Source organism: Luteibacter anthropi, from assembly GCF_023699965.1.
Classification (GTDB): Bacteria; Pseudomonadota; Gammaproteobacteria; order Xanthomonadales; family Rhodanobacteraceae; genus Luteibacter; species Luteibacter anthropi.
In genome coordinates this window covers 1,317,255-1,338,098 of record NZ_CP077072.1, presented here as the reverse complement: position 1 = coordinate 1,338,098, position 20,844 = coordinate 1,317,255, and the positions used below count along the sequence as shown (strand labels likewise).

Below are 20,844 nucleotides of genomic sequence, written 5' to 3'. Positions count from 1 at the left end.
GTAACGAAGCGCGGACGACAACTGTTGGAAACCGGCCAGGGTGCCCGATGACGGATCACAGTGAACGTGTCGATGGTCCTTCGCTGATCGTCATCGCAGGCGATGCGTCGGCGGACAACGAATATCGCCTGGGTACGCGCGAATACGACTGGCATGCCCATCACCGCGGCCAGCTGCTCTGCGTCGAGACCGGGCTGATCCATGTGCAGGCGGAAGAGGGCACATGGTTGCTTCCACCGCATCGTGCTGGCTGGATTCCTCCTGGTGTGCGCCATCAGGTTCGCGTTACGGGCGCCCTGAGCGGATGGACGATCTTCGTGGCCCCGGCCGCCTGTGCGAGCCTGCCCGTGGCACCGTGTGTGATCGGTATCAGCGAGGTGCTGGCTGTCCTGGCCCATCGCGCGGCGAGCTGGGAGAAAGCCCGGTCGCTGGCGGCAGATGAAAAACACATCGCACAGGTCATCTGCGACGAGATCGGCCGCGCGCCGCACGAATCGCTCAACCTGCCCATGCCACGCGATGCGCGCCTGCTGCGTGTGGCACACGCCATACTCGAAGAGCCGGGCCGCGAGCGAGTGCTCGACGAGTGGGCCGCGCTGGCGACCATGTCCGAACGGTCATTGCGTCGTGCCATGCGGGCGGAAACCGGCCTGGGTTTCGCACAGTGGCGCCAGCAGGCGCAGCTGCTGCATGCGCTGGACCGCCTTGCGCAGGGCGACGCCGTGGCTGTCGTGGCCGATGCGATGGGCTATGCGTCGCCCAGCAATTTCATCGCAATGTTCCGCAAGGCCCTTGGGGTAACGCCGGGACAACTGGCAGCAAGGGCGCCTACTTCGCCAGCATCGCCGCGATCCGTGCATCCTTCTCGGCCCACAGATCGTTGATCCACGCCTGGAAACGCTCGCGGAAGGCCGTGTCGTTCTCGTAATCGCCACGCATCGCGGCCGGAATGGGTAGGCGACGCGCGTGGATGCGCACCTCGCGGATACGGCCGGCAATCATGTCCATCATCGTGCTCGGGCCATCGGGATACACGATGGTGACGTCGAGGATGTCGCGGATAGCCTCGCCCATGGCATCGATGACGAAGGCAACGCCGCCTGCCTTGGGGCGCAGCAGGTAGCGGTATGGCGATTGCTGTGCGTCATGCTTGGCGGGAGTGAAACGGGTGCCTTCGGTGAAATTCATGATCGCCACCGGCACCTGCCTGAACTTCTCGCAGGCTTTACGGGTGGCCTCGCGGTCCTTGCCGCGCAGCTCCGGCCGGGCTTCCAGCTGCTGGCGCGAATGGCGCTTCATGAACGGAAAATCCAGCGCCCACCATGCCGGCCCCAGCAGGGGAACCCAGATCAGCTCGCTCTTCAGGAAGAAGCGCATGAACGGAATACGACGGTTGAACACGTTTTGCAGGGCGGGGATATCCACCCAGCTCTGGTGATTGCAAACCACGAGAAAATTCTCACGAGGCCCAAGGCCTTCCGTGCCTTCCACGATCCAGCGGGTCCGCGTGAAGGCACCGAACATCCAGCTGTTGAAGCCAAGCCAGCTCTCGGCGATGCCCACCAGCACGGCGGCGCAGAGGCGGCGCACGGCCGGTAGCGGGACCAGCAGGCGCACGGCGGTCAGGACGAACAGCGGCACCACATGCAGCACCGTGCTGACGAACAGCAGCAGGCAGGCGAGGGGGATGCGCAGGACGGCAGGGAGCGAGGCGAGCATGGGATTGGCTGAAATCGATGAAGGTTCAGTTTACTTGGTCCGTGGCCCCGTTCCGTGAGCGGGGACAGCACTATTGACGCTACGCCGGGCGACGAGGATCTTTCATGACTCCTGATCACGAGTCTTTGCCATGCCTGCCGATGGCCGCCTGCTGGGTAACCTGAGCGTGCTGGTCTCCGTCGTGGAGACCGGCAATTTTGCCCGCGCCGCAGATGCGCTGGGACTGTCACCCTCGGGTGTCAGTCGCGCCGTCGGCCGCCTCGAAGCACGCCTGGGCGTGCGCCTGCTCCACCGGACGACCCGCTCGGTGACGCTGACCGACGAGGGCCAGCGCCTTTATGCCCAGGTGGGTCCCCTGTTGTCCGGCATCGAGGATGCGGCCTTTTCGGCCGCGGGCGACGGCCAGACAGTGCGCGGCCGCCTGCGGGTGAGCGTCGATCCGATGTTCTCGGCCCAGATCCTGGCGCCCCGCCTGCGCAGCTTTCTCGACCAGCACCCGCACCTGGAACTGGAAATCGTCACCCGTGACGAGCTGGGCGACCTGATCTCCGACGGCATCGACGTGGCGGTGCGCTTCGGCGTGCCGCCGTCGTCGTCGCTGGTGGGCCGCAAGCTGCTCGATACCCGCGTGCTTACCGTGGCGACGCCAGGCTATCTCGCCAGCCACGGCCGGCCCGCCACGCCGAAGGATCTGATCGGCCATCACTGCATCCAGTTCCGTGACCCCGTGACCCGGCGCCCGTTCGAATGGGAATTTCATCGCAAGGGCAAGATCGTGACGGTGGAGACCACCGGTCCGGTGCTGGCGACCGACTCCGGCACCATGTACGCCCTGTGCGTGTCCGGCGTGGGCATCGCCCAGATACTTGAGCTGAGCATGCGTGACGCGCTGGCCGATGGCCGCATCGTGGAGCTGTTCCCCGACTGGGCCGAAGAGACCTTCCCGCTTTATGCCTTCTACCCCTCGCGCCGCAACGCGCCGCCCAAGGTGCGGGCCTTCGTGGATTTCTGCGTGGGGCTGGCCGCTGCCCCATGATGTCGAGATAGCCTGCCGCCGTTCGACGTACCGTATGAAGGGCCATGCCGTGGCCTGTCCTGGGAGAACCGCATGTCCGCTTTCCGGCGCATCACCCCGTTCCTCTGGTTCGACACGCAGGCCGAGGAGGCCGCGACGTTCTACACCGGGATTTTCCCCAACTCCCGGATCCTCTCGATCACCCGCTACCCGAAGGAAGCCTCCGCCGCCTCCGGACGTGCGGAGGGCTCGGTGATGACGGTGTCCTTCGAGCTCGATGGCCAGCCGGTGACGGCCTTGAACGGTGGACCGGTGTTCCGGTTCAACGAGGCCTTGTCGCTGGTGGTGCATTGTCACGACCAGCGGGAGATCGATCATTACTGGGATGCGCTCACCGATGGCGGCAGTCCGTCGGCCTGTGGCTGGCTGAAAGACCGTTATGGCCTGTCCTGGCAGGTGGTGCCGGGGGATATCGCCGATCTGGCCGGCAATGCGGGCTCCATGGGCGCCCTGATGCAGATGACGAAGATCGATATCTCGAAGCTGAAGGCCGCTGCGAGCTGACCTTTGAAACGGCGCGTCCGCCCATAAATCAGTTACTTGGGACCGCATGGCGTGGAGGTGCCCCATGGCGACCGGATGGGCGGGCGATACCGCCGTACAGGACCAGATCGATGCCACCGTGGACGACGCGGTGAAGCGGGTGCGCAGCCGGCTGGCCCATGGCCCCGGACTGGAGCACTGCGAGGAATGCGACAAGCCGATTCCCGAGGCGCGCCGCAAGGCCGTGCCGGGCGTGCGGCTGTGCGTGGCCTGCCAGGAAGCGGCCGATCACGAGGAAGCGGCTTTCAGCGGCTACAACCGGCGCGGAAGCAAGGACAGCCAGCTGCGTTGAAGCGCGCCGTTACAATGAGCGAACTCTCTCCCCAGGCATCCCCATGCTCGAACAAGTGATTCTCGCCCGCCACGGCGAGACGGAATGGAACGTCGCCGGCCGCGCGCAGGGCAGGGAGGACAGTCCGCTCACCACCGCCGGCCTTGAACAGGCCGAAGCGCTGGGGCGTCGCCTCGCCAGCCTGGGCGTCGGGCACATCATCAGTTCTCCCTTGCTGCGCGCGCGTCGCACGGCCGAGATCGCCGCGCGCGCCATCGGTGGCACGGTAAGCCTCGACGAGCGCCTGGTGGAGCGCAGCTTTGGCGAACTGGAGGGCCGTCTGGTCGCCGAGGCCATGGCCGAGAACCCGCGATGGATCGAGGTGCTGCGCGGTACCGAGCCGGGCGCGGCGGCCCGTGGCGGAGAGTCCCTGCACGACGTGGCGGCGCGCATGCTGCCGGCGCTGGAAGCCGCGCGCGCTCTGCCTTACCGGCGCGTGGCCGTGCTGTCGCACGGTCATTGCCTGCGTGCGGTGCTGGGCGCCCTGGGCGATGGCAACACGGCGAATTACCACCACGGCAACTGCGCCTACACGCCGCTGGCGCTGCGCGAGGGCCGTTTCACCTTCGACCGCTGGAACCTGAGCGCACTGGAACTGGCTGACGCTTGAGCGTCATGGCCGATGTCACAAATCAGAAATAATTGATTTCGAAGGGTTTTTACTAAAGCATTCGCTTCGGTGGCCGATTAACGGGGCAGTTCCCCGGCCTTGCCACGACGATGCCCATGAACAGCCCAGCCGGCGGTCGCGAACCGTCGTTGATCGAGCAGGCCCTCGCCGGAACATCCCTCACCGCCGTCTTCCAGCCGGTGATCCGCATCGACACCGGACAGGTGGTGGCGCATGAGGGCCTGATCCGGTCGGCCTTGCCGCAGTTCGACCTGACGCCACCGGACCTGCTGGATCTGGCCCGGGCGCGTGGACGTCTTGGTGTCTTCGAACTGGCGGCGGTGCGCCGCATCGCGGAGCGCTTTGTCGAAAGCGGCCTGTCGGGGCGCCTGCTGGTGAACCTCAGCGCGCAGGCGCTGGTGCAGGAAGGCGTGCGGGCCGAGGAGGTGATCGAGGCCTTGTCGGTGCACGGTCTCGACGTGAGCCGCGTGACCATCGAGATCACCGAGCGCGACATCGTCGACAACCCGGCACGACTGGCCCACGCGCTGGGATTCCTGCGTGCGCGTGGCATCCGCGTGGCCCTCGACGACTTCGGCAACGGGCATTCGAATTTCGAGATGTGGAACGAGGTGCACCCGGAGATCGTCAAGATCGATCGTTACCTCATCAATGGCCTGGCGCACAGCGCCGAACGCCTCGCCATCGTGCGCGCGCTGTGTTCCGTCGCCGAAACCCTCGGTGCCGAGCTGGTCGGTGAAGGCGTGGAGGAAGAAGCCGACCTGCTGATGCTTCGCGAACTGGGCATTCCGTACGCGCAGGGTTTCCTGATTGCCCGTCCCAGCGCGGAGTCCCTGAGCGAGCCGCCACGCCGTGTCGTCGCCGCATTGTCACTGGGCCATGTACCCGTACCACCGCGTCCGCGTGGCCCCGTATCGGGCAGCCGCTTCACGGCAGGCCATATGCTCATCGAGGCGCCCTGCCTGTCATCCGTGCAGCTCAACGAAGACATCGTGGACTTGTTTGCCGCCGAACCGCGCCTGCATGCGGTGGCCATCGTCGACGATGGCCGTCCCCTGGGCATCGTCAACCGGCGTGTCTTCACCGAACGCATGGCGCAGCCGTTCGCCCGCGAGCTGTTCGGCCGCAAACCCTGCACGACTTTCATGCACGCCGAACCGTTGCTCTGCGACGAGCACATGCCCTTGCAGAACATGGCCGACATCCTGCGCGGCGAAGACCAGCGCTATCTGAGCGACGGTTTCGTCATTACCTCGCGGGGTCGCTACCTCGGGCTGGGAACGGGCGAAGCCCTCGTGCGACGGGTGACGGAAATCCGCGTGGAAGCAGCGCGCTACGCCAACCCGCTGACCTTTCTGCCGGGCAACCTGCCGGTGACCGAACATATCGAGCGCCTGCTGCAATCCGGTGGCGCGTTCGCCGCCGCCTATTTCGATCTCGACAACTTCAAGCCGTTCAACGACCAGTACGGCTATTTCCGTGGTGACGAGATGATCCGATTGCTGGCGAGCACGCTGACCGGCGATCTTCGCCAGGATGCGGACTTCGTCGGTCATATCGGTGGCGACGATTTCCTCGTGGTGTTCCAGGGCAGTGACTGGACGTCGCGATGCGAGGAGATGCGCGTGCGCTTCAATGCGATGGCCGGCAACCTGTTCGATGACGTGGATCGTGCACGCGGCGGCATCGACAGCGAAGACCGCCACGGTCACCAGCGTTTCTTTCCGATCACCACGGTCGCCGTGGGCGTGGCCTGCTTCACGGAAGCCTTTCCGCGCGATGCGGAGACCGTGGCTAGCCTTGCCGCTTCGGCCAAGCGCGTGGCGAAGCATTCGGGCATCGGACTGCACGTGGTGCACTTCGACGGACGCCCGGTGAATGCGTTGTCATGACATCTTCAACTAACTGAAACAAAAGTATAATTTGCCAAAAATCGCTAAAGTTGCAGAAACTCCGGCCGACACGAAGGCATCCCCGTCCCCCGTGAGTGCGCCATGCGATTCTCCCGCCTTCCGTTACCTGAGCTGACGTTGCGCGCGCGCCTGCTCCTGCGCCTTGCCGGTACCATCTGCCTGCTGCTCGCCCTGTGGATCGTGGGTGGCGTGCAGTTGCGAACCGCCAACGAGCGCCTGCAGTCCGTCGTCGGCGACACGCTGGCACCCGTGGCGGACGTCGGCCACATCCAGAACGATTACAACGACCTGCTCGATGCGCTCGTGCATGCCACGCTGATGCGCCTGCCCTCGGCCGTGGACGATGCGGTGACCGCCATCGGTGCGGATCGACACGACATCGACAAACAGTGGAAGTCGCTCGAAGCCAGCGGGCTAGGCGTGGCGCAGAAAAAACTGGTCTCGCTGGCTGCCGAACACCGCAAGGCCGCTGACAAGGCCATCGACGATGTCGTGGAACTGCTCAAGGCCGAACAGTTCGACCTGGCACAGCTTCAGTTGTCCAATGACGTGCAGTCGGCCGTCGTACCGCTGAAGAGCGACTTCTCCAACCTCTTCGCCCTGGCGCTCGCGGGCGGCAAGGCGCAGGCCGAAGCGCAGCACGCGGATATCCAGCGCGGCGCGGCGGTGTCGGCCGTGCTGCTCGCCATCGCGTTGCTGGCTGCCAGCGCCATGGATCTGGCGATCATCCGTTCGCTTGGCCGGCGGTTGCGCCAGGCGACCGACGTCGCATCGGCCATCGCAAGCGGCACCCTGGGCGCGCGCATCGACGTGGGCCGTAACGACGAGATCGGTGCTTTGCTGACCTCGCTCACCGCCATGGACGCGCAACTGGGTCATGTGGTGACCCAGGTACGCGATCGCGCAGACCTGGTGGCGCATGCCGCCAGCGGCATTGCGCACGGCAACGACGCACTCAACGATCGCACGCGCACCCAGGCACAGCACCTGCGGCATACTTCCGCGTCGATGGAAGACATGGCACGTGCCGTATCGGGTGGCCTGGGCCATGCCAGCGCAGCGCATTCGGCCGTGAACGAGGCGCGCGACATGACCGACGAAGGCCACCGCGTAGCGATGGCCGCCATCGACAACATGCGGACGATCCTGCGCACCACCGAGCGCATGAATGAGGTGCTCGATCTGGTGGACCAGGTAGCGTTCCAGACCAATCTGCTGGCGCTCAATGCCGCCGTGGAAGCCGCCCGCGCCGGTGAGCACGGCCGTGGCTTCGCCGTGGTCGCCTCCGAGGTGCGCGAACTGGCCCAGCGCTGCGCGCAGGCGGCACGCGACATCCGCGGCCTGATCGGTGCCAGCGACGAAGCCGTGCAGGCGGGCGTGACGTCGGTGGATCGGGCCGGTGCGGTACTGACAGGCATCGGGGAGCGGGTAACGTCCCTTGCGGGTCTGGTGGGTTCGGTGATGGAAGCCACTCGCGGACAGAACGACGGCATCGCCCGGGTGAACGGCGCGATCCGCGGCATCGACGAAACCACGCGCGAGAATGCCGCAATGGTGGAGCAGGCCGCCGCCGCAAGCCGCGCCATGCGCGAGAGCGCGGAAATCCTCCGTCGCGAAGTGGCTTACTTCGAACTCACGTAGGGACGGACCTGCGCGCGAACGGGTGATCGCGATGAATGCCGGTGTAGGAGCGCGCCTTGCGCGCGACCGGGTGATCGAGACAACCCGGTCGCGCGCAAGGCGCGCTCCTACAGGTCGTCTTGCCTGACGCGCTTCAGCGACTTGTAGAGCGTCGCCCGTGATACACCGAGCACCTTGGCGATGTAGTTCGCTGCGTGGCGGATATCGAACAACCCACGTTCATCCAGCTGCGCCACCAGTGCCTCACGCTCGGTTACATCCAAACCGGCCAGACTCGTGCCACGCTCACCAAGGAACGCACCCACCAGATCGTTGATTTCCTCCCGCCAGTCCTCACGAAACAAGGCATCCGGTCGCGGTGCGGCCTCTGCAAAACGCAGGAATTCCTTCGACATCGCATGCATTGCCTCGAACATGCTCACATCGATGTTGATGCAAAGCAGCCCCACCGCCTTGCGCCGCCCGTCGCGCAGCACGGCAGTCACCGACTTCATCGAGCGTCCGTCGGCATGGGTCTTCGGATAGGGTCCGATCACCGCATCGTCGAGTGATTCGATATCCGCGATATCGGTAAGCGATGCATCGCCCGGTGCACGGCGTGACATGCGATTGGCGATATGCCGGATACGGCCGTTGCCGAGATCATGGATCACGACTTCGGCATGCGGCTTCAGCACGGCAGCAATGGCATCGGCAACGGGAATGAAGGTGGCAAGGACATCGGTCATGCGACGATCATGGGTTCGGCGAGACTTTCTGTCCAGCCTGGACGCACACGCCGTCGAGCGCTGCCGATGCCACCGGTCCGCCGGGCATACGAGCCCGGCGGACCGGCGTCACATCACTTCGGCAGCGGCAGCGAGATCGTGCGCGACTTCAGCGTGGCCGACAGCGACGGGAACGGATCGATGCCCGTCTCGGTGATGATCGCGTTGATCGACACCACCGAGCAGACCGGCGTGTCGATGTTCGAGCAACGCCAGGCGCTGGCGCCGACCTTGGGATCGTAGATGGCCTTCCAGGTGTAGTTCGGCACGATCACGGCATCGGCACCGATCGTGTCTGGCGTCGGGCCGTCGAAGGCCGGGCCGGTCACTACGAAGACTTCGCCGTCGTTGGTGGCCATGGTGCGCACGCTGGTTTCGATGCGCTCCCACTTGCCGGTGTTCAGCGTGTGGCTCTGCGGGATCATGTTCGCCAGCGAGAAGCTCTGGTACTGCGCGCTGGAATTCGGCTCGTCACCCGACGGCGTCATGTGGCCGCGGTCGTAACCACTGCCCTTGTAGTCGGCCAACTGGGCGCGATCCGCCACGGGGATGGCGGTCTCGGCGTGAAAGGCATCCTTGCGCGGCGTGTTCTGCGCATCGGCGATCTGCTGCGCGGTGAGGTGCTCCGCGGACCACAGCGGGCCCTTGGTGACACCGGAGGCAAGCAGGGAGTAGGCATCGAAGCACAGCGGCGTGGTGCGTTCGGCCAGCGAGGTATCGGTCAGGTCGGGAGCCTGACCACCCTGGAAGAGCTGGGGACACTGGGTGTCCGACGCGTGGACCGCGCCGCCGACAAACAGGACGAAAACCACGCAGAACGCGCGCGCATGACGATTGAGCATGAGTTGTTCCCCAAGAAGGCGACGGATCCCCCGTTCGCGAGGCGGTCATTCTTGCCGCAAGCGATGACGGATTGGGGACAACGCGGGCAGGGAAGTGCGACCTGCCTCGCACTTCGGGCGTTTCGCCTCAGTGTTCGAAGCCGTGGTCACCGATGGTTTCGGCCAGATAGTTCACGAAGGAGGCGATGCGCGCGGAGATCGCGGTATTGCGGTAGTACACGGCGTTGATCGGCTGGCGTTGCTCGATAGTCATTTTCGGCAACACCTCGACCAGTGTGCCGGCTTCGCGGTCGGTCCGCGTCATGAAGTCCGACAGACAGACGATGCCGTTACCTTCGAGGGCCAGATAGCGCAGCGTTTCACCGCTGGACGAACCGATGGCCGGCTTGATGTGCACGGGCTGGCGCTTGGCATCGAGCAAAGGCCATTCGTTGAGCATGTCCAGTTCGGTGAAGCCCAGCAGCATGTGCTTTTCGAGATCGGCCACCTTGCGTGGCGTGCCGTACCGTTCGAGGTAGGCCGGGCTGGCGAGGCAGCGCAGGCGACTGCTGCCGATGGAGCGCGCATGCAGGGTGGAATCGCGCAGCCGGCCGATGCGCAGGGCCACATCGGTGCGTCGTTCCAGCAGGTCGATGAAGCCTTCGCTGCTGTGCAGTTCCAGGTCCACTTCGGGGAAGCGTTCTCGATAGCCCGCGATGAGCGGGACCACGACATGCAGCATGAAGGGCGAGGCGGCATCGACGCGTAGCCGTCCCGCGGGCCGGCTGCGTCGCGAGGCCATCTGCTCTTCGGCGCTTTCCACGGCAGAGACGATCTCGCGCGCGCGTTCGAGGAAGGCCTGGCCTTCGTCGGTGAGTTCGATGCGTCGCGTGGTACGGCGCAGCAGGGTGGTCTTGAGCTTCTGTTCGAGCCGGCCCAGCGTGCGGCTGGCGGCGGAGACGGTCTGGTCGAGTTGCTGCGCCGCGCTGGTGATCGAGCCGGTGTCGACGACGGTGATGAAGTTCTGGATCTCGTCGAGGGTGATGTTCATCGTTGCGTTCGGCTCAAGTGTATTTCGCTTATACGCGGCTTTTTCGACAAAGGTAAGAGGCCGAGAATGCGCGCCTCCCTCACTTCCCCGGAGCATGCCATGGGCATCCCCACTTTCGGCCTGGGCACGTTTCGCCTGACCGGCCAGACCGTCGTCGATTCCGTCCGTCATGCGCTGGATCTCGGTTACCGCGCCATCGACACCGCACAGATCTACGGCAACGAAGCCGAGGTCGGCCACGCGGTAGCCGAGTCCGGCGTATCCCGCGACGACCTTTACCTCACCACGAAGATCTGGGTGGAGAACCACTCGCGCGCCAAGCTGGCTTCCAGCCTGGAAGAAAGCCTCGCAAAGCTGCGCACGGACCGGGTGGACCTCACCCTCATCCACTGGCCGGCCCCCGGCAACGGCGTGCCGCTGGCCGAAACGCTGGAAGCCCTGGCCGCGGTGAAGGCACGTGGCCTGACCCGTGCCATCGGTATCTCCAACTTCAACATCGCCCTGACCCGCGAGGCCATCGACGTGCTGGGTGCGGGCGAGATCGCCACCAACCAGATCGAGCTGAGCCCCTACCTGCAGAACCGCTCGCTCACGGCATTCCTTGCATCGCAGGACATCACCGTGACCTCGTACATGACCCTGGCCTACGGCAAGGTGCTGGCCGATCCCGTGCTGACCCGCATCGCCGATCGCTACCAGGCGACGGTGGCGCAGGTGGCGCTCGCCTGGGCTCTCCGGCAGGGTTACGCGGTGATTCCGTCGTCCACCAGGCGCGAGAACCTGGCCAGCAACCTGCTGGCCCGCGACCTGCATCTGGGCGACGACGACATGGCAGCCATCGCAGCGCTGGAGCGGGGCGGCCGCGAAGTGAGCCCCGAAGGCCTGGCACCCGCCTGGGACGTCTGAACGCCTCATCGACCGGGCGCTCGCAAGTAATTGTCGCGAAAGGTAGAACCATGGAAGATGCGTCATCTTCCGCAAGCCGACCTCGCTTCCCCGCATGCCTGCGTCCATCCATCCGCCGCACTTCGATGCCGCCTGCGAGCCGGGACCGGACTGGGCTGTCCAGCGCTCCCAGCGCACCGATACGGTGGCCGGCGACGACGTGGGCCGGCCACTGGACGGTCTGCTGGCCTCGCGGGCGTGGCTGGAAGTGCCGCGATATGCCGGACGCATCGCCCTGGCATCCACTCGCATCACGCTCATGGCTTCCGGCCGCCTGCTGATGGATCATCGCTCGGGCCGCCAGCAGGCCTCGCCCGGTGAGGTGCTGCTGGTACGTCGCTGCGAGACCTACCGCGTGCATGCCGATTCGCTGTCCGGTCATGTAATCAACCTCGACGTGCAGCCGGCTTACCTGCGCGACCTCGGGCTCAGCGAAGACGATATCGCACTGGCTCTCACCAACTCACCGGGTGCCAGTCTCGTGCTGCTGCGCCTGTTCCGCGAGTCGCGCACCAACGTGCAACAGCTGCCTTGGGAAGCCCGCGCCATGCTGGCGCAGTGGCTGGCGTCGTCGCAGCGGATCGCCGCGCAGTCGCGCACGCACTGGGCCGCACGCCTGCGCGGTTTTCTCGCCGAACACTGGAACGAGCGCTGCCCGCTGAAACTGCTGGGCGAAATCGCCGAGTGTCACCCGGTGACCATCGCCCGGTATTTCCCGATCCACTTCGGTTACACACAGCTGGAATACGTGCGCCTGCTCAAGACCGAACAGGCTGTATGCCAGTTGCTTCGCACGGGACACTCGGTAACGGATGTGGCGCATCGCTGCGGCTTCTCCGATCACAGCCACCTGACCCGCACGCTGCGTCAGCTGACGGGCCTCACGCCAGTGGAACTGCGCCGCTTGGGTTCGCCTGCGGCCTGAGCAGCGGCTCGATCCGATCTCCATCGAATCTGGAACCAATCTCCACACTCACGGCCCATGCTCGTCGCGGGCCACCCGGTGCCGCGCGCCCCGACCCCCGGACCCTCGCCTGGCGGCGCTTGGGTGGCCCTCTCTCAGAGCCCCAGTGCGCGTCGCAAGCCATCCACATAGGACCGGCTTGCGCGCACGAGGGTGCCGTCGCGAAGGCGCACCAGGCAATCCCGGTTCGATAGCGCTTCCAGCTCGGCCACGCAGTCCACGCGCACGATGGTGGAACGGTGGATGCGGATGAAACACGACGGGTCGAGCATGCGCTCCACCTGCTGCATGGTCTCCCGCACCAGGTGACAGCGTTCGCCGACGTGCAGGCCCACGTAGTCGCCGCTGGCCTCGATCCACTCGACATCGTCTGTTCTTACCACGACATCGCGATGGCCCAGGCGTGCCGTAAAGCAGCGTGCGTGAGGCGAATGACCCTGGGGCGCCGGTTCCCGGGTCCCGAGGTGTTGCCTTGCCCGGGACAGCGCTTCATCAAAACGCGTGTCGTCGATGGGCTTCAACAGATAGTCCAGCGCAGCGGCCTCAAAGGCACGCAAGGCGTACTGGTCGTAGGCGGTCAGCATGATCGGCAGCGGCCGGCGTTCCTTCGGCAGTGCCTCCAGTACATCGAAGCCGCTGATTCCCGGCATGCGCACATCGAGAAAGGCAACATCGAAGCGCTGTTCTTTCAGCATGGCGACGGCCGTTTCGCCATCGGCACATTCGTCGGTGGCAAGCACATCGGCATGCCGCGCCAGGCGCAGTAGCACGCCGCGTCGCGACAAGGGCTCATCGTCGACGATCAGTACGCGCATCAGGCCACCTCCGGCGGGGCATGCAGGCGGAACGGCAGGAGGATGTCGACCTGACAGCCGCCGTCGTCGGGCATGATCACGGCCACCTGCTGCGCTTCGCCATACAGGCGCTCAAGCCGCTCGCGAACATTGGCCAGACCGATGGCCCCGGGCCGCACGATATCGTTGGATTCCGCCACGGGCCCATCGTTATGGAGCGTAATGCGCAGGTTCCCGTCTTCGCGTGCGACCCGCAGGTCGAGGCGGCCGGGTGTCCGCAGGCGAGTAATGCCATGCCGGATCGCGTTCTCCGCCAGCGGCTGTATCAACAGGCCCGGCACCCGGGCGCGAAGCACATCCGGTCCGGCGCGGACATCGACGATGAGTCGTTCGCCCAGGCGGGCTTTCTCTATGTCGAGATAAAGGCCGGTCGTGGACAGTTCCTCGGCCAGCGTCACTTCATGCGCGTGATCACCTTCGAGCGTGGTGCGCAGCAGATCGCCCAATGTCGAAAGCATGCGGGTGGCATCGTCGTTGCGCCGTTCGGTCACGAGCGCCGAGATGGCATTGAGCGTGTTGAAGAGGAAATGCGGATTGATCTGGTAGCGCAATGCACGCAACTCGGCTTCACGGGCCAGCGCCTCGGCCTCATGCAACCGTTCGCGCGCCGTCCTCAGTTCGTACGCATGGGCCACGATGGCATGGATGGCGCAGAACGCGATATACGCCAGCCAGCAACCGTCCAGTCCGGCAAGCGTACGGAACCAGCTGAAACTCGGTACGCGCCCCCAGTGGATCGCCAGCAGCTGGAGCACCGCATTGTTGAGCACGGACATGACATAGCCGGCGGCGAGCATGGCCACGACCAGCATCCACATGGGGATGCGTCGCCATAAAGCACGCTGCAACACCGTGAGCGGGATGCTCCACAGTACGAACGCGCTGGCGAGGAAGATGCGCACCGCGATGGCGTGCTCGTAGCCGAACTCGGCCAGCCCGACCACGGCCATGCAGGCCACGATGGGCGATCCGGCCGCGATGGGCAGCAGGAAGGGCACGCGCTGTCGTGGCGGAACAGGAAACGGCATGGCGGCCTGCGATGGTAGGGGGACTCGGCAAGGAAGCTGCGGGCTCCCTGACCGCATCCTACCCTTCCGGAGCTACATTGGCAGGGGCCGTCCATGGGTCCTGCGAACATTCCAGCGCAAGGGCTGCCGGCGGGCCAGCCCCCATCGACGGTACGTGCGGGATGTGCGGTAGAACGTGGGCCGTAAGGCGCTACTTTTCGCTCCGCCCGACGTGGCCGGTGGAAGGTATCGTAGGATAGGGGGCTCCACATTGGTCAAAGGACGTGCCATGTCGTCGAGTCGCCCCTTCGCGAACAAACGTGTCGTCATCGTTCACGGCTATATGGCCTCGCCGACGGACCACTGGTTTCCTGCCCTGAAACGCTCGCTGGAAGTCGAAGGTGCGCAGGTCGATGTCGTGGCGCTGCCCGAATCGAATGAACCGCAGGTCGATGCGTGGGCCAGAACACTGAAGGAGGCGCTGCCGGTGGTGAATGACCGCACCTTCATCATCGGCCACAGCCTGGGCTGCGTGACGGCGTTGCGGCATCTGCAATCGCTGCCCACTGGCACGCGCGCAGCAGGTATCGTGCTGGTTTCCGGCTTCGATTGCCCGCTGGATACCATTCCCACGCTGGCAGCATTTACCTCGCCACCCCTGGATCACGACGTAGTCCGCAAGCGTGCCGCGCATATCGTGTCGATCGTTTCGGACAACGACGTCATCGTGGATACCAGGCATTCACACGCCTTGGCCGAGTCGCTCGGCAGCGACCTCCAGGTGGTGAACGGCGGCGGCCACTTCATGGCGGAGGATGGGTTCACGGCGCTTCCGCAGGTTCATGAAGCGCTGCGTCGCATGGTGTAACGCGTTACAGGCGGTTCGCAAAGCGCTTCATGAGGAAGTAGCGGGCGCTGTTCCTCGGATGGTCGTCGATCTGGCCGAACACCGAATAATCCAGCTTTTCGTAGAACGGACGTGCCTGGAAAGCGAACGTATCCAGCCAGGAGCCGATGCATCCGCGCGCGATGGCGAGATCTTCCGCTGCGCGGATCAGCGCAGCTCCCGCGCCCTGGCCGCGCAGCGATTCGGGCACGGCGAGCAATTCCACATACAGCCAGTCGAACATGGTCTTGCCCCACAGACCGCCGATGGCGTCTCCCGCATCGTCCCTGAGCAGAATGGCCACGGGCCTGATTACGGCTGCCGGGCCGTGCGCTTCGTTATAGGCCACCAGGGGGGCGACGATGGCGGCGCGGTCCTCGGGCGTGGGTTCCTCGATGATGTCTAGGTTCACTGCGTCTCTCCTTTGTGAGGACACTCACGATAGCGAAACGCAGAGCCTTGCGTCACTTCACCGGCTCGACGCGCGGCGTCCCCTTGAGCACGATATATGTACCCAGTTCGGTGGCATTTGTCGTGACTATCAGAGCCACGCCAGCAACGGCGACACGCACAGCAGCAGGCCGATCAGCACGATGAAGGCGAGACCGGCACCCTTGTAACGGGACAATGCCGGGACCTTGTAGACCAGCCAGGCGGGAATCAGGCAGCCCAGCACGCCGAAGATCGGGCTGCTCAGGGTCGTGAAGGGCAGTACGGGGAGATTGCCCACGATGGCGCCCCATGCGAGCAGTACGGCGAATACCATGACGCCGCGCGCCACCCAGTGGCGCGGGATGCGTTCCTGCGGCAACCACCGCCCGAGCAGGGTCACCAGCATGCCCTGGCAGGCTTCGCGGAAACCCAGGTACACGCCGAAGAATGCCGTCATCACCGCGAAGATGTTCAGCACCACGCCGACCAGGCTGGCCCAGCTGCCGGGAAAGATCTGCGCACTGATGGCCAGTGCCGACACGTTCTGCTCATAGGCCTTCACCGCATCGTCGTGACCCATGGCAAGGGTGAAGGACACCGCGTAGAAGAACACCGTGGCGAAGAGGATGCCGAAGGCGATGTTCATGGCGCGCAGCGCCTTGTGCCGCGCGACGGCGATGGAGGTTTCGCGCGCACGATAGGAAATCACCATCGGGCTCAGCGTCTGGATGAACAGGATCGAGGTAAGCGTGAAGGGCAGGGTGACCACGGCGTTCTTCACCAGCGTGCCCGGGGCGGGTGGCGTGCCAAGATTGCCGAGGTTCCAGCGCGAGATCATCAGGAAGCCTAGCGCCGCCACGATGAGCAGCTTGGTCAGCACCAGCAGTGACGACAGGCGGAACAAGGCCCGCTCGCCACGGGATGCCAGGGCCACGAGCACGATCATGAGGATGAGGCCATACCACGGACTGTCCGAAAGCAGGTGCTGCGTGATACCAAAGCTCTGCAGGTAGGACGCGCTGTCCCGCGTGATGGCGGTGGCATAGACGAACATCCAGATCGTCAGCATCACGAAGTACAGCAGACCCAGCGCCACGCCCCAGCCACGACCGAGATACCCGGCGATCATGCTCGGGTAATCCTGGCTTTGTTTCGCATCGGCCAGCGTGTTGATGAACAGCCGCTGGAACAGGTACATGCCCGGGTAGCCGATCACGGCCGACAGCAGGAAGACCCAGATGCCCATCAGGCCCACCTGCACGGGCAGGAAGACGATGCCCGCGCCGATGGCCATGCCGATGCTCATCATCACCCAGCCCACGTCGGTGCCGTCGAAGCGGGTGGCGGCACGCCATTGTTCGGCGCTCATGCGCTCGCCGGGATCGGTGCCGTGATCGTGGAGATAAGCCATCGGAAGTTCCTGCGGTTCGGTGCGCGTCGACGACGCTGCATGCCATCCGGCGGGATGCCGGAGGGCGTGGTGTTCGGGGGGAGGGGGTGGCCGGCGCTCAGGCGCAGGCAGCGTGTGTCCGGGAGACGCTCAACAGGGACGACAACACGAACGGCCGCCCGCGCGACACGGCAGTGCCGTGAAGAGGGTGGTGTCGTTCGTCGTGTCGAGGTCCACAGTGTTCACCGGGGAAATCACGCCAGGAAGGCCGGCATGCGCCGGCAGGGCCCCCATTCTGCGATAACGCGGCACCGTTTTGTCAACGCCGGTCGGGTTTTGCCGCCACGGGAGGGAGAGGTGTGCTATTTCTCGGCCCGAGATAGCCGGACAATGACGCGATTTCACGAAGGTGGCGTATTCCGATGGCACGGCGGACGATCCAGCGCGAGGACCGCAACGAAGGCGCTTCCGACAACCACGCCATGCCGAAGGTGAACCGCACGTCGGGCATGCTCGACGACCTGAACGAGCTGCGTACCTTCCAGCTGATCCTCTCCCATGGCAGCCTCTCCGGTGCCGCACGCACGCTCGACGTGGGCCTGGGTGTGGTCAGCAAGCGTCTTGCCACACTGGAGCGCAGGGTGGGCCACCGGCTGATCCATCGCACCACCCGCCGCCTGGTTCCCACCGATGAAGGGCTGGCCCTGCTGGAACACGTGGACCGGGTACTGGCCGAACTGGATGCCGCCGAGTCATATTTGGCAGGGGGCAAGGATGCACCGACGGGCATTCTCCGCGTGGGCTGCACCATCAGCCTCGGTACCGCACACGTGGCCCCGGTGATCGCCACTCTCGTCGAAATGCATCCGTCCTTGCAGATCGAACTGGTGATGGAGGACTGGCCGCAGGACCCGATCTCCTGCCAGCTGGATGTGGCCATCTACCTGGGACGCATCCCGGACAATAACTACGTGGCCCGCAAGCTGGTGGACAACCGGCGCATCCTGGTCGCCTCGCCGGCCTATCTTGCCGCCCATGGCACGCCACAGGTGCCCGACGACCTGCTCCGGCACGCCTGCCTGCGCTGGTTCGACGGCCGCATGCCGTGGAAGCTCACCGGGCCGGATGGGCAATACATGGAACTGGTGGCACCGTCACGCCTGCGCTCCAACCACGGGGACGTCATCCATGGCTGGTGCCTGGAAGGCCGCGGGATCATGTTCAAGTCCAGCATCGACCTGGCCGACGACCTGGCGGCCGGCAAGCTGGTGCAGGTGCTCCCCGACTGGGCCGAGGAAGCACCGATCTGCGCCCTGCTGCCCACCCGCCGACACCTGACGCCGAAGATCCGCGTGTTCCTGGATGCGATTGCCGCGCGGCTTGCCTCTTTCTACGCCTGATATCGCTTTATCTACCGTGGTTACACAGTGCATGTTCCGCCAGCGGCATGCCTTTGTGGCCTTGATCTGTCGATAATTTTCGCGTTGCCGACAGGCAGGGCAGACGAACGATCGAGGTGGATGGTGAAAGGCGATACGCGCGGCTTGAATAGCCGGCAGGTCGAATTCTTCGCGCTGGGAGGCGCGCTGGGCTCGGGCATTTTCATGGGAGTCGGGCAGGGTATCCACGCCGGAGGCCCGTCGCTCCTGCTGGCCTATGTGCTGGCCGGCCTGGTGATGTACATCGTGGCACGCTGCCTCGGCGAAATGGCGCTGAACGACGAGCAGGGAACAAGCTTCGTCGGCTACACGATGCGTTACCTCGGGCCTCGTCTTGCTTTCGTCCATGGATGGGCCTACTGGCTGTGTGGGGCCATGGTATGCATGGCCGAGCTGAGCGCCGTGGGCATGCTTGTCCATACGTGGCTGCCGTCCGTGCCGCAATGGTCGGCAGCGTTGGGCGGGCTGCTGGTACTTTCGCTGGTGAATACGCTGCGCGTACGCATCTTCGGCGAAACCGAATTTGTCATGACCCTGGTGAAGATCATCGCGCTGTCGATCTTCCTCGTCATGGGTGTGTTCCTGCTGCTTGCGCATGGCAGTGCAGGCCTGCCGGATGCTTCCGTGGCAAACCTCTGGCGGCACGGCGGGTTCTTTCCCACCGGTGCCACGGGTTTCCTGTCGGTATTGCCGGTGGCTGCGTTTGCCTTCGGAGGTACGGAGCTGATCTGCCTTGCCGCGGCGGAAACGATCCGGCCGGAACGTGCGCTGCCCAGGGCGATCAAGGGCCTGCTCGGCCGCCTGTTGCTGTTCTACGTAGGGACGACGACCATGATCGTGCTGCTCGTGCCGTGGAAGGATGTCCCCGTGAATGCCAGCCCGATTGTCATCATCTTCGACCACATCGGCCTGCCCGGCACAGGCGAGGCCATGAGCCTGATCCTCGTGCTGGTGCTGCTGTCGTCCTGCAATTCCTTCCTCTTCGGCATGGCGCGCGTGCTGCGCGCCCTGGCGGCCGCAGGCTGTGCACCGGCGGCCCTGGGCAGGCTCAACGACAACGACGTACCAGAGTATGCCGTGGCCACGGGCTTTGGTTTCGTTTCGATGGCAATCGGTCTGAACTACGTGATGCCAGGCCAGGTCTTCGGCTTGCTGATGAACGGCACCGCGATGGGCGTGGTGGCGATCTGGGCGTTGTTCGTCGTCGCACACCTGCGTTTTCGCACGAGCAAGTCGTCCGGGCATCAGCTTGTCTACATGGCACCGTGGTTTCCCGCGAGCAATCTGCTGGTATTGCTGTTCTTCGTGGCCGTGACGAGCATTCTTGCCACGGACGCGGCATTCCGCCCGGTGTTTGCCTATGTGGTTGCCGCCTTCGCCGTGCTTTACCTGCTTTCATGGCTGTGCAGGATCGACAGGCCTGTCGCGGCGAATGACAACGACTTCCAGGGAGCCTGACGATGACCTTGGCACGACGCATCAGCGCAGTGGGCCTTGCGACGACCGGTGCCGCGGGTGTTCCCCTGGACATCTGGTTTCCTGCGCCTGGTCGTGAGCCATCGGACCGGCCCTGCGAAAGTGTCGTCGTGGGTGACGAAGAGCGCGGCGATGCGATGGTGGACCTGCTTCGTCCACTGGCGGTCTCCGACCCCGTGTGCGACGTCCGACGGCAGGTGATGCGCGTGACGATCGACATCCATACGCCGCCACGCGATTTCTTTGATGTCTGGCTGCGCCTGCACCTGCTCAGTCATCGACTGGTTAAGCCGCGCGAGGCCAATGTCGTGGGCCTCATCGGCCTGCTCAACCATGATGTGGCCTGGACGTCGCTGGGCCCTTGCGTGGCGTCGGCACTGGAAAGCGTGCGCCTGCGTGCGCGACTGGCGGGGCAGCACCTGCTGGTACGCAGCGTTTTTGCCGTGCCTGCCATGCTTGATTACGTGACCCCGGGTGAGGTTCGCATTGCCGACGCCACACGCGTACTGCTGGGGGCTTACCTCGCGCCGGGTACCACCGTCACCCCTGATGGCTTCTGTGGCTTCAACGCCGGCACGTTGGGCGCGTGCATGATCGAGGGACGTGTCAGCGCAGGCGTGGTGGTCCACGCCGGGACGCATATCGGCGGGGGGGCGTCATTGATGGGCCGGGTCTCCGGCGGCAACCAGCACATGGTGACCATCGGCGAGCGCTGCCTCATCAGCGCCAATGCCGGCACGGGTATTTCCCTGGGCGACGATTGCGTCATCGAAGCCGGTTGCTACGTCACGGCCGGCCTGCCTGTGACCTTGGCCGACGGGCGCGTGGTCAAGGCTATCGAGCTGGCGGGCATGCCGAGGCTTACCTTTCGCCGCAACAGCCTGACCGGACATCTGGAAGCGTTGGCCCGGGCCAGCGGATGGGGGCAACTGAATCCACACATGCATCCGGGAACCTGA

General features: G+C 65.0%; 21 protein-coding genes. 13 read left to right on the top strand and 8 right to left on the bottom strand.

Annotated elements, in window-relative coordinates:
- The first annotated feature begins 47 nt into the window (after positions 1–47).
- Complete coding sequence (locus KR767_RS06125; RefSeq protein ID WP_250878477.1) at positions 48–884, top strand: AraC family transcriptional regulator; 837 nt, start codon at positions 48–50, stop codon at positions 882–884.
- Here KR767_RS06125 and KR767_RS06120 read toward each other — a convergent pair.
- The gene (locus tag KR767_RS06120; protein ID WP_250878476.1) at positions 829–1,719 is read right to left on the bottom strand and encodes a 1-acylglycerol-3-phosphate O-acyltransferase, YihG family; all 891 of its coding nucleotides are present in this window, start codon (positions 1,717–1,719) and stop codon (positions 829–831) included. The two genes, KR767_RS06125 and KR767_RS06120, sit on opposite strands and share 56 nt — an antisense overlap.
- A gap of 130 nt (positions 1,720–1,849) precedes the next feature.
- Here KR767_RS06120 and KR767_RS06115 point away from each other — a divergent pair, with 130 nt between their 5' ends.
- The 6 genes from KR767_RS06115 (at position 1,850) to KR767_RS06090 (ending at position 7,853) form a co-directional block, all read left to right on the top strand.
- Positions 1,850–2,755, top strand: a complete 906-nt coding sequence (locus tag KR767_RS06115; protein WP_250878475.1) for a LysR family transcriptional regulator — start codon at positions 1,850–1,852, stop codon at positions 2,753–2,755.
- A gap of 72 nt (positions 2,756–2,827) precedes the next feature.
- A complete protein-coding gene (locus KR767_RS06110; RefSeq protein ID WP_166945460.1) occupies positions 2,828–3,298 on the top strand; it encodes a VOC family protein in 471 nt (156 codons plus the stop codon).
- Positions 3,299–3,362: 64 nt separating this feature from the next.
- Complete coding sequence (locus tag KR767_RS06105; RefSeq protein ID WP_166945458.1) at positions 3,363–3,629, top strand: DksA/TraR family C4-type zinc finger protein; 267 nt, start codon at positions 3,363–3,365, stop codon at positions 3,627–3,629.
- A gap of 43 nt (positions 3,630–3,672) precedes the next feature.
- Positions 3,673–4,278, top strand: a complete 606-nt coding sequence (locus KR767_RS06100; RefSeq protein ID WP_250878474.1) for a histidine phosphatase family protein — start codon at positions 3,673–3,675, stop codon at positions 4,276–4,278.
- A 116-nt stretch (positions 4,279–4,394) separates the two neighbouring features.
- Complete coding sequence (locus tag KR767_RS06095; protein WP_250878473.1) at positions 4,395–6,191, top strand: GGDEF domain-containing protein; 1,797 nt, start codon at positions 4,395–4,397, stop codon at positions 6,189–6,191.
- Between the two features lie 102 nt (positions 6,192–6,293).
- Positions 6,294–7,853, top strand: a complete 1,560-nt coding sequence (locus KR767_RS06090; RefSeq protein WP_166945449.1) for a methyl-accepting chemotaxis protein — start codon at positions 6,294–6,296, stop codon at positions 7,851–7,853.
- 107 nt (positions 7,854–7,960) lie between these two features.
- Here the strand turns inward: KR767_RS06090 and KR767_RS06085 are convergent, their stop codons facing one another.
- The 3 genes from KR767_RS06085 to KR767_RS06075 form a co-directional block, all read right to left on the bottom strand.
- Positions 7,961–8,581, bottom strand: a complete 621-nt coding sequence (locus tag KR767_RS06085) for a helix-turn-helix transcriptional regulator (RefSeq protein WP_250878472.1) — start codon at positions 8,579–8,581, stop codon at positions 7,961–7,963.
- A gap of 113 nt (positions 8,582–8,694) precedes the next feature.
- Entirely contained in the window at positions 8,695–9,462 is a 768-nt protein-coding gene (locus tag KR767_RS06080; protein WP_250878471.1) for a DNA/RNA non-specific endonuclease, read from the bottom strand.
- A gap of 127 nt (positions 9,463–9,589) precedes the next feature.
- The gene (locus KR767_RS06075; protein ID WP_250878470.1) at positions 9,590–10,492 is read right to left on the bottom strand and encodes a LysR family transcriptional regulator; all 903 of its coding nucleotides are present in this window, start codon (positions 10,490–10,492) and stop codon (positions 9,590–9,592) included.
- Positions 10,493–10,591: 99 nt separating this feature from the next.
- Here KR767_RS06075 and dkgB point away from each other — a divergent pair, with 99 nt between their 5' ends.
- Both dkgB and KR767_RS06065 read left to right on the top strand, forming a co-directional pair.
- Positions 10,592–11,398, top strand: coding sequence for a 2,5-didehydrogluconate reductase DkgB (gene dkgB, locus KR767_RS06070; protein WP_250878469.1), 807 nt, complete (start codon positions 10,592–10,594; stop codon positions 11,396–11,398).
- 94 nt (positions 11,399–11,492) lie between these two features.
- Entirely contained in the window at positions 11,493–12,362 is an 870-nt protein-coding gene (locus KR767_RS06065; protein ID WP_250878468.1) for a helix-turn-helix transcriptional regulator, read from the top strand.
- A gap of 134 nt (positions 12,363–12,496) precedes the next feature.
- On the opposite strand, the gene KR767_RS06060 is transcribed toward KR767_RS06065, so the two are convergent.
- Both KR767_RS06060 and KR767_RS06055 read right to left on the bottom strand, forming a co-directional pair.
- Entirely contained in the window at positions 12,497–13,216 is a 720-nt protein-coding gene (locus KR767_RS06060) for a LytR/AlgR family response regulator transcription factor (protein WP_250878467.1), read from the bottom strand.
- Positions 13,216–14,283, bottom strand: a complete 1,068-nt coding sequence (locus KR767_RS06055) for a sensor histidine kinase (protein WP_250878466.1) — start codon at positions 14,281–14,283, stop codon at positions 13,216–13,218. The genes KR767_RS06060 and KR767_RS06055 overlap by 1 nt, the downstream gene beginning before the upstream one ends.
- A 268-nt stretch (positions 14,284–14,551) precedes the next feature.
- Between KR767_RS06055 and KR767_RS06050 the strand changes: the two genes are divergently transcribed.
- Entirely contained in the window at positions 14,552–15,130 is a 579-nt protein-coding gene (locus tag KR767_RS06050; RefSeq protein WP_250878465.1) for an RBBP9/YdeN family alpha/beta hydrolase, read from the top strand.
- Between the two features lie 4 nt (positions 15,131–15,134).
- On the opposite strand, the gene KR767_RS06045 is transcribed toward KR767_RS06050, so the two are convergent.
- Positions 15,135–15,560 carry a GNAT family N-acetyltransferase gene (locus KR767_RS06045; RefSeq protein WP_250878464.1) on the bottom strand — a complete coding sequence of 142 codons (426 nt, stop codon included), beginning with the start codon at positions 15,558–15,560 and terminating at the stop codon, positions 15,135–15,137.
- 129 nt (positions 15,561–15,689) lie between these two features.
- Positions 15,690–16,991, bottom strand: coding sequence for an aromatic amino acid transport family protein (locus KR767_RS06040; RefSeq protein ID WP_250878463.1), 1,302 nt, complete (start codon positions 16,989–16,991; stop codon positions 15,690–15,692).
- A 401-nt stretch (positions 16,992–17,392) separates the two neighbouring features.
- Between KR767_RS06040 and KR767_RS06035 the strand changes: the two genes are divergently transcribed.
- From KR767_RS06035 to KR767_RS06025, 3 genes are all read left to right on the top strand, one after another.
- Positions 17,393–18,370: a LysR family transcriptional regulator gene (locus KR767_RS06035; RefSeq protein WP_250878462.1), complete on the top strand. Its 978-nt coding sequence runs from the start codon at positions 17,393–17,395 to the stop codon at positions 18,368–18,370.
- 144 nt (positions 18,371–18,514) lie between these two features.
- Positions 18,515–19,867: an amino acid permease gene (locus KR767_RS06030; RefSeq protein ID WP_250878461.1), complete on the top strand. Its 1,353-nt coding sequence runs from the start codon at positions 18,515–18,517 to the stop codon at positions 19,865–19,867.
- A gap of 2 nt (positions 19,868–19,869) precedes the next feature.
- Positions 19,870–20,844: a DapH/DapD/GlmU-related protein gene (locus KR767_RS06025; RefSeq protein ID WP_250878460.1), complete on the top strand. Its 975-nt coding sequence runs from the start codon at positions 19,870–19,872 to the stop codon at positions 20,842–20,844.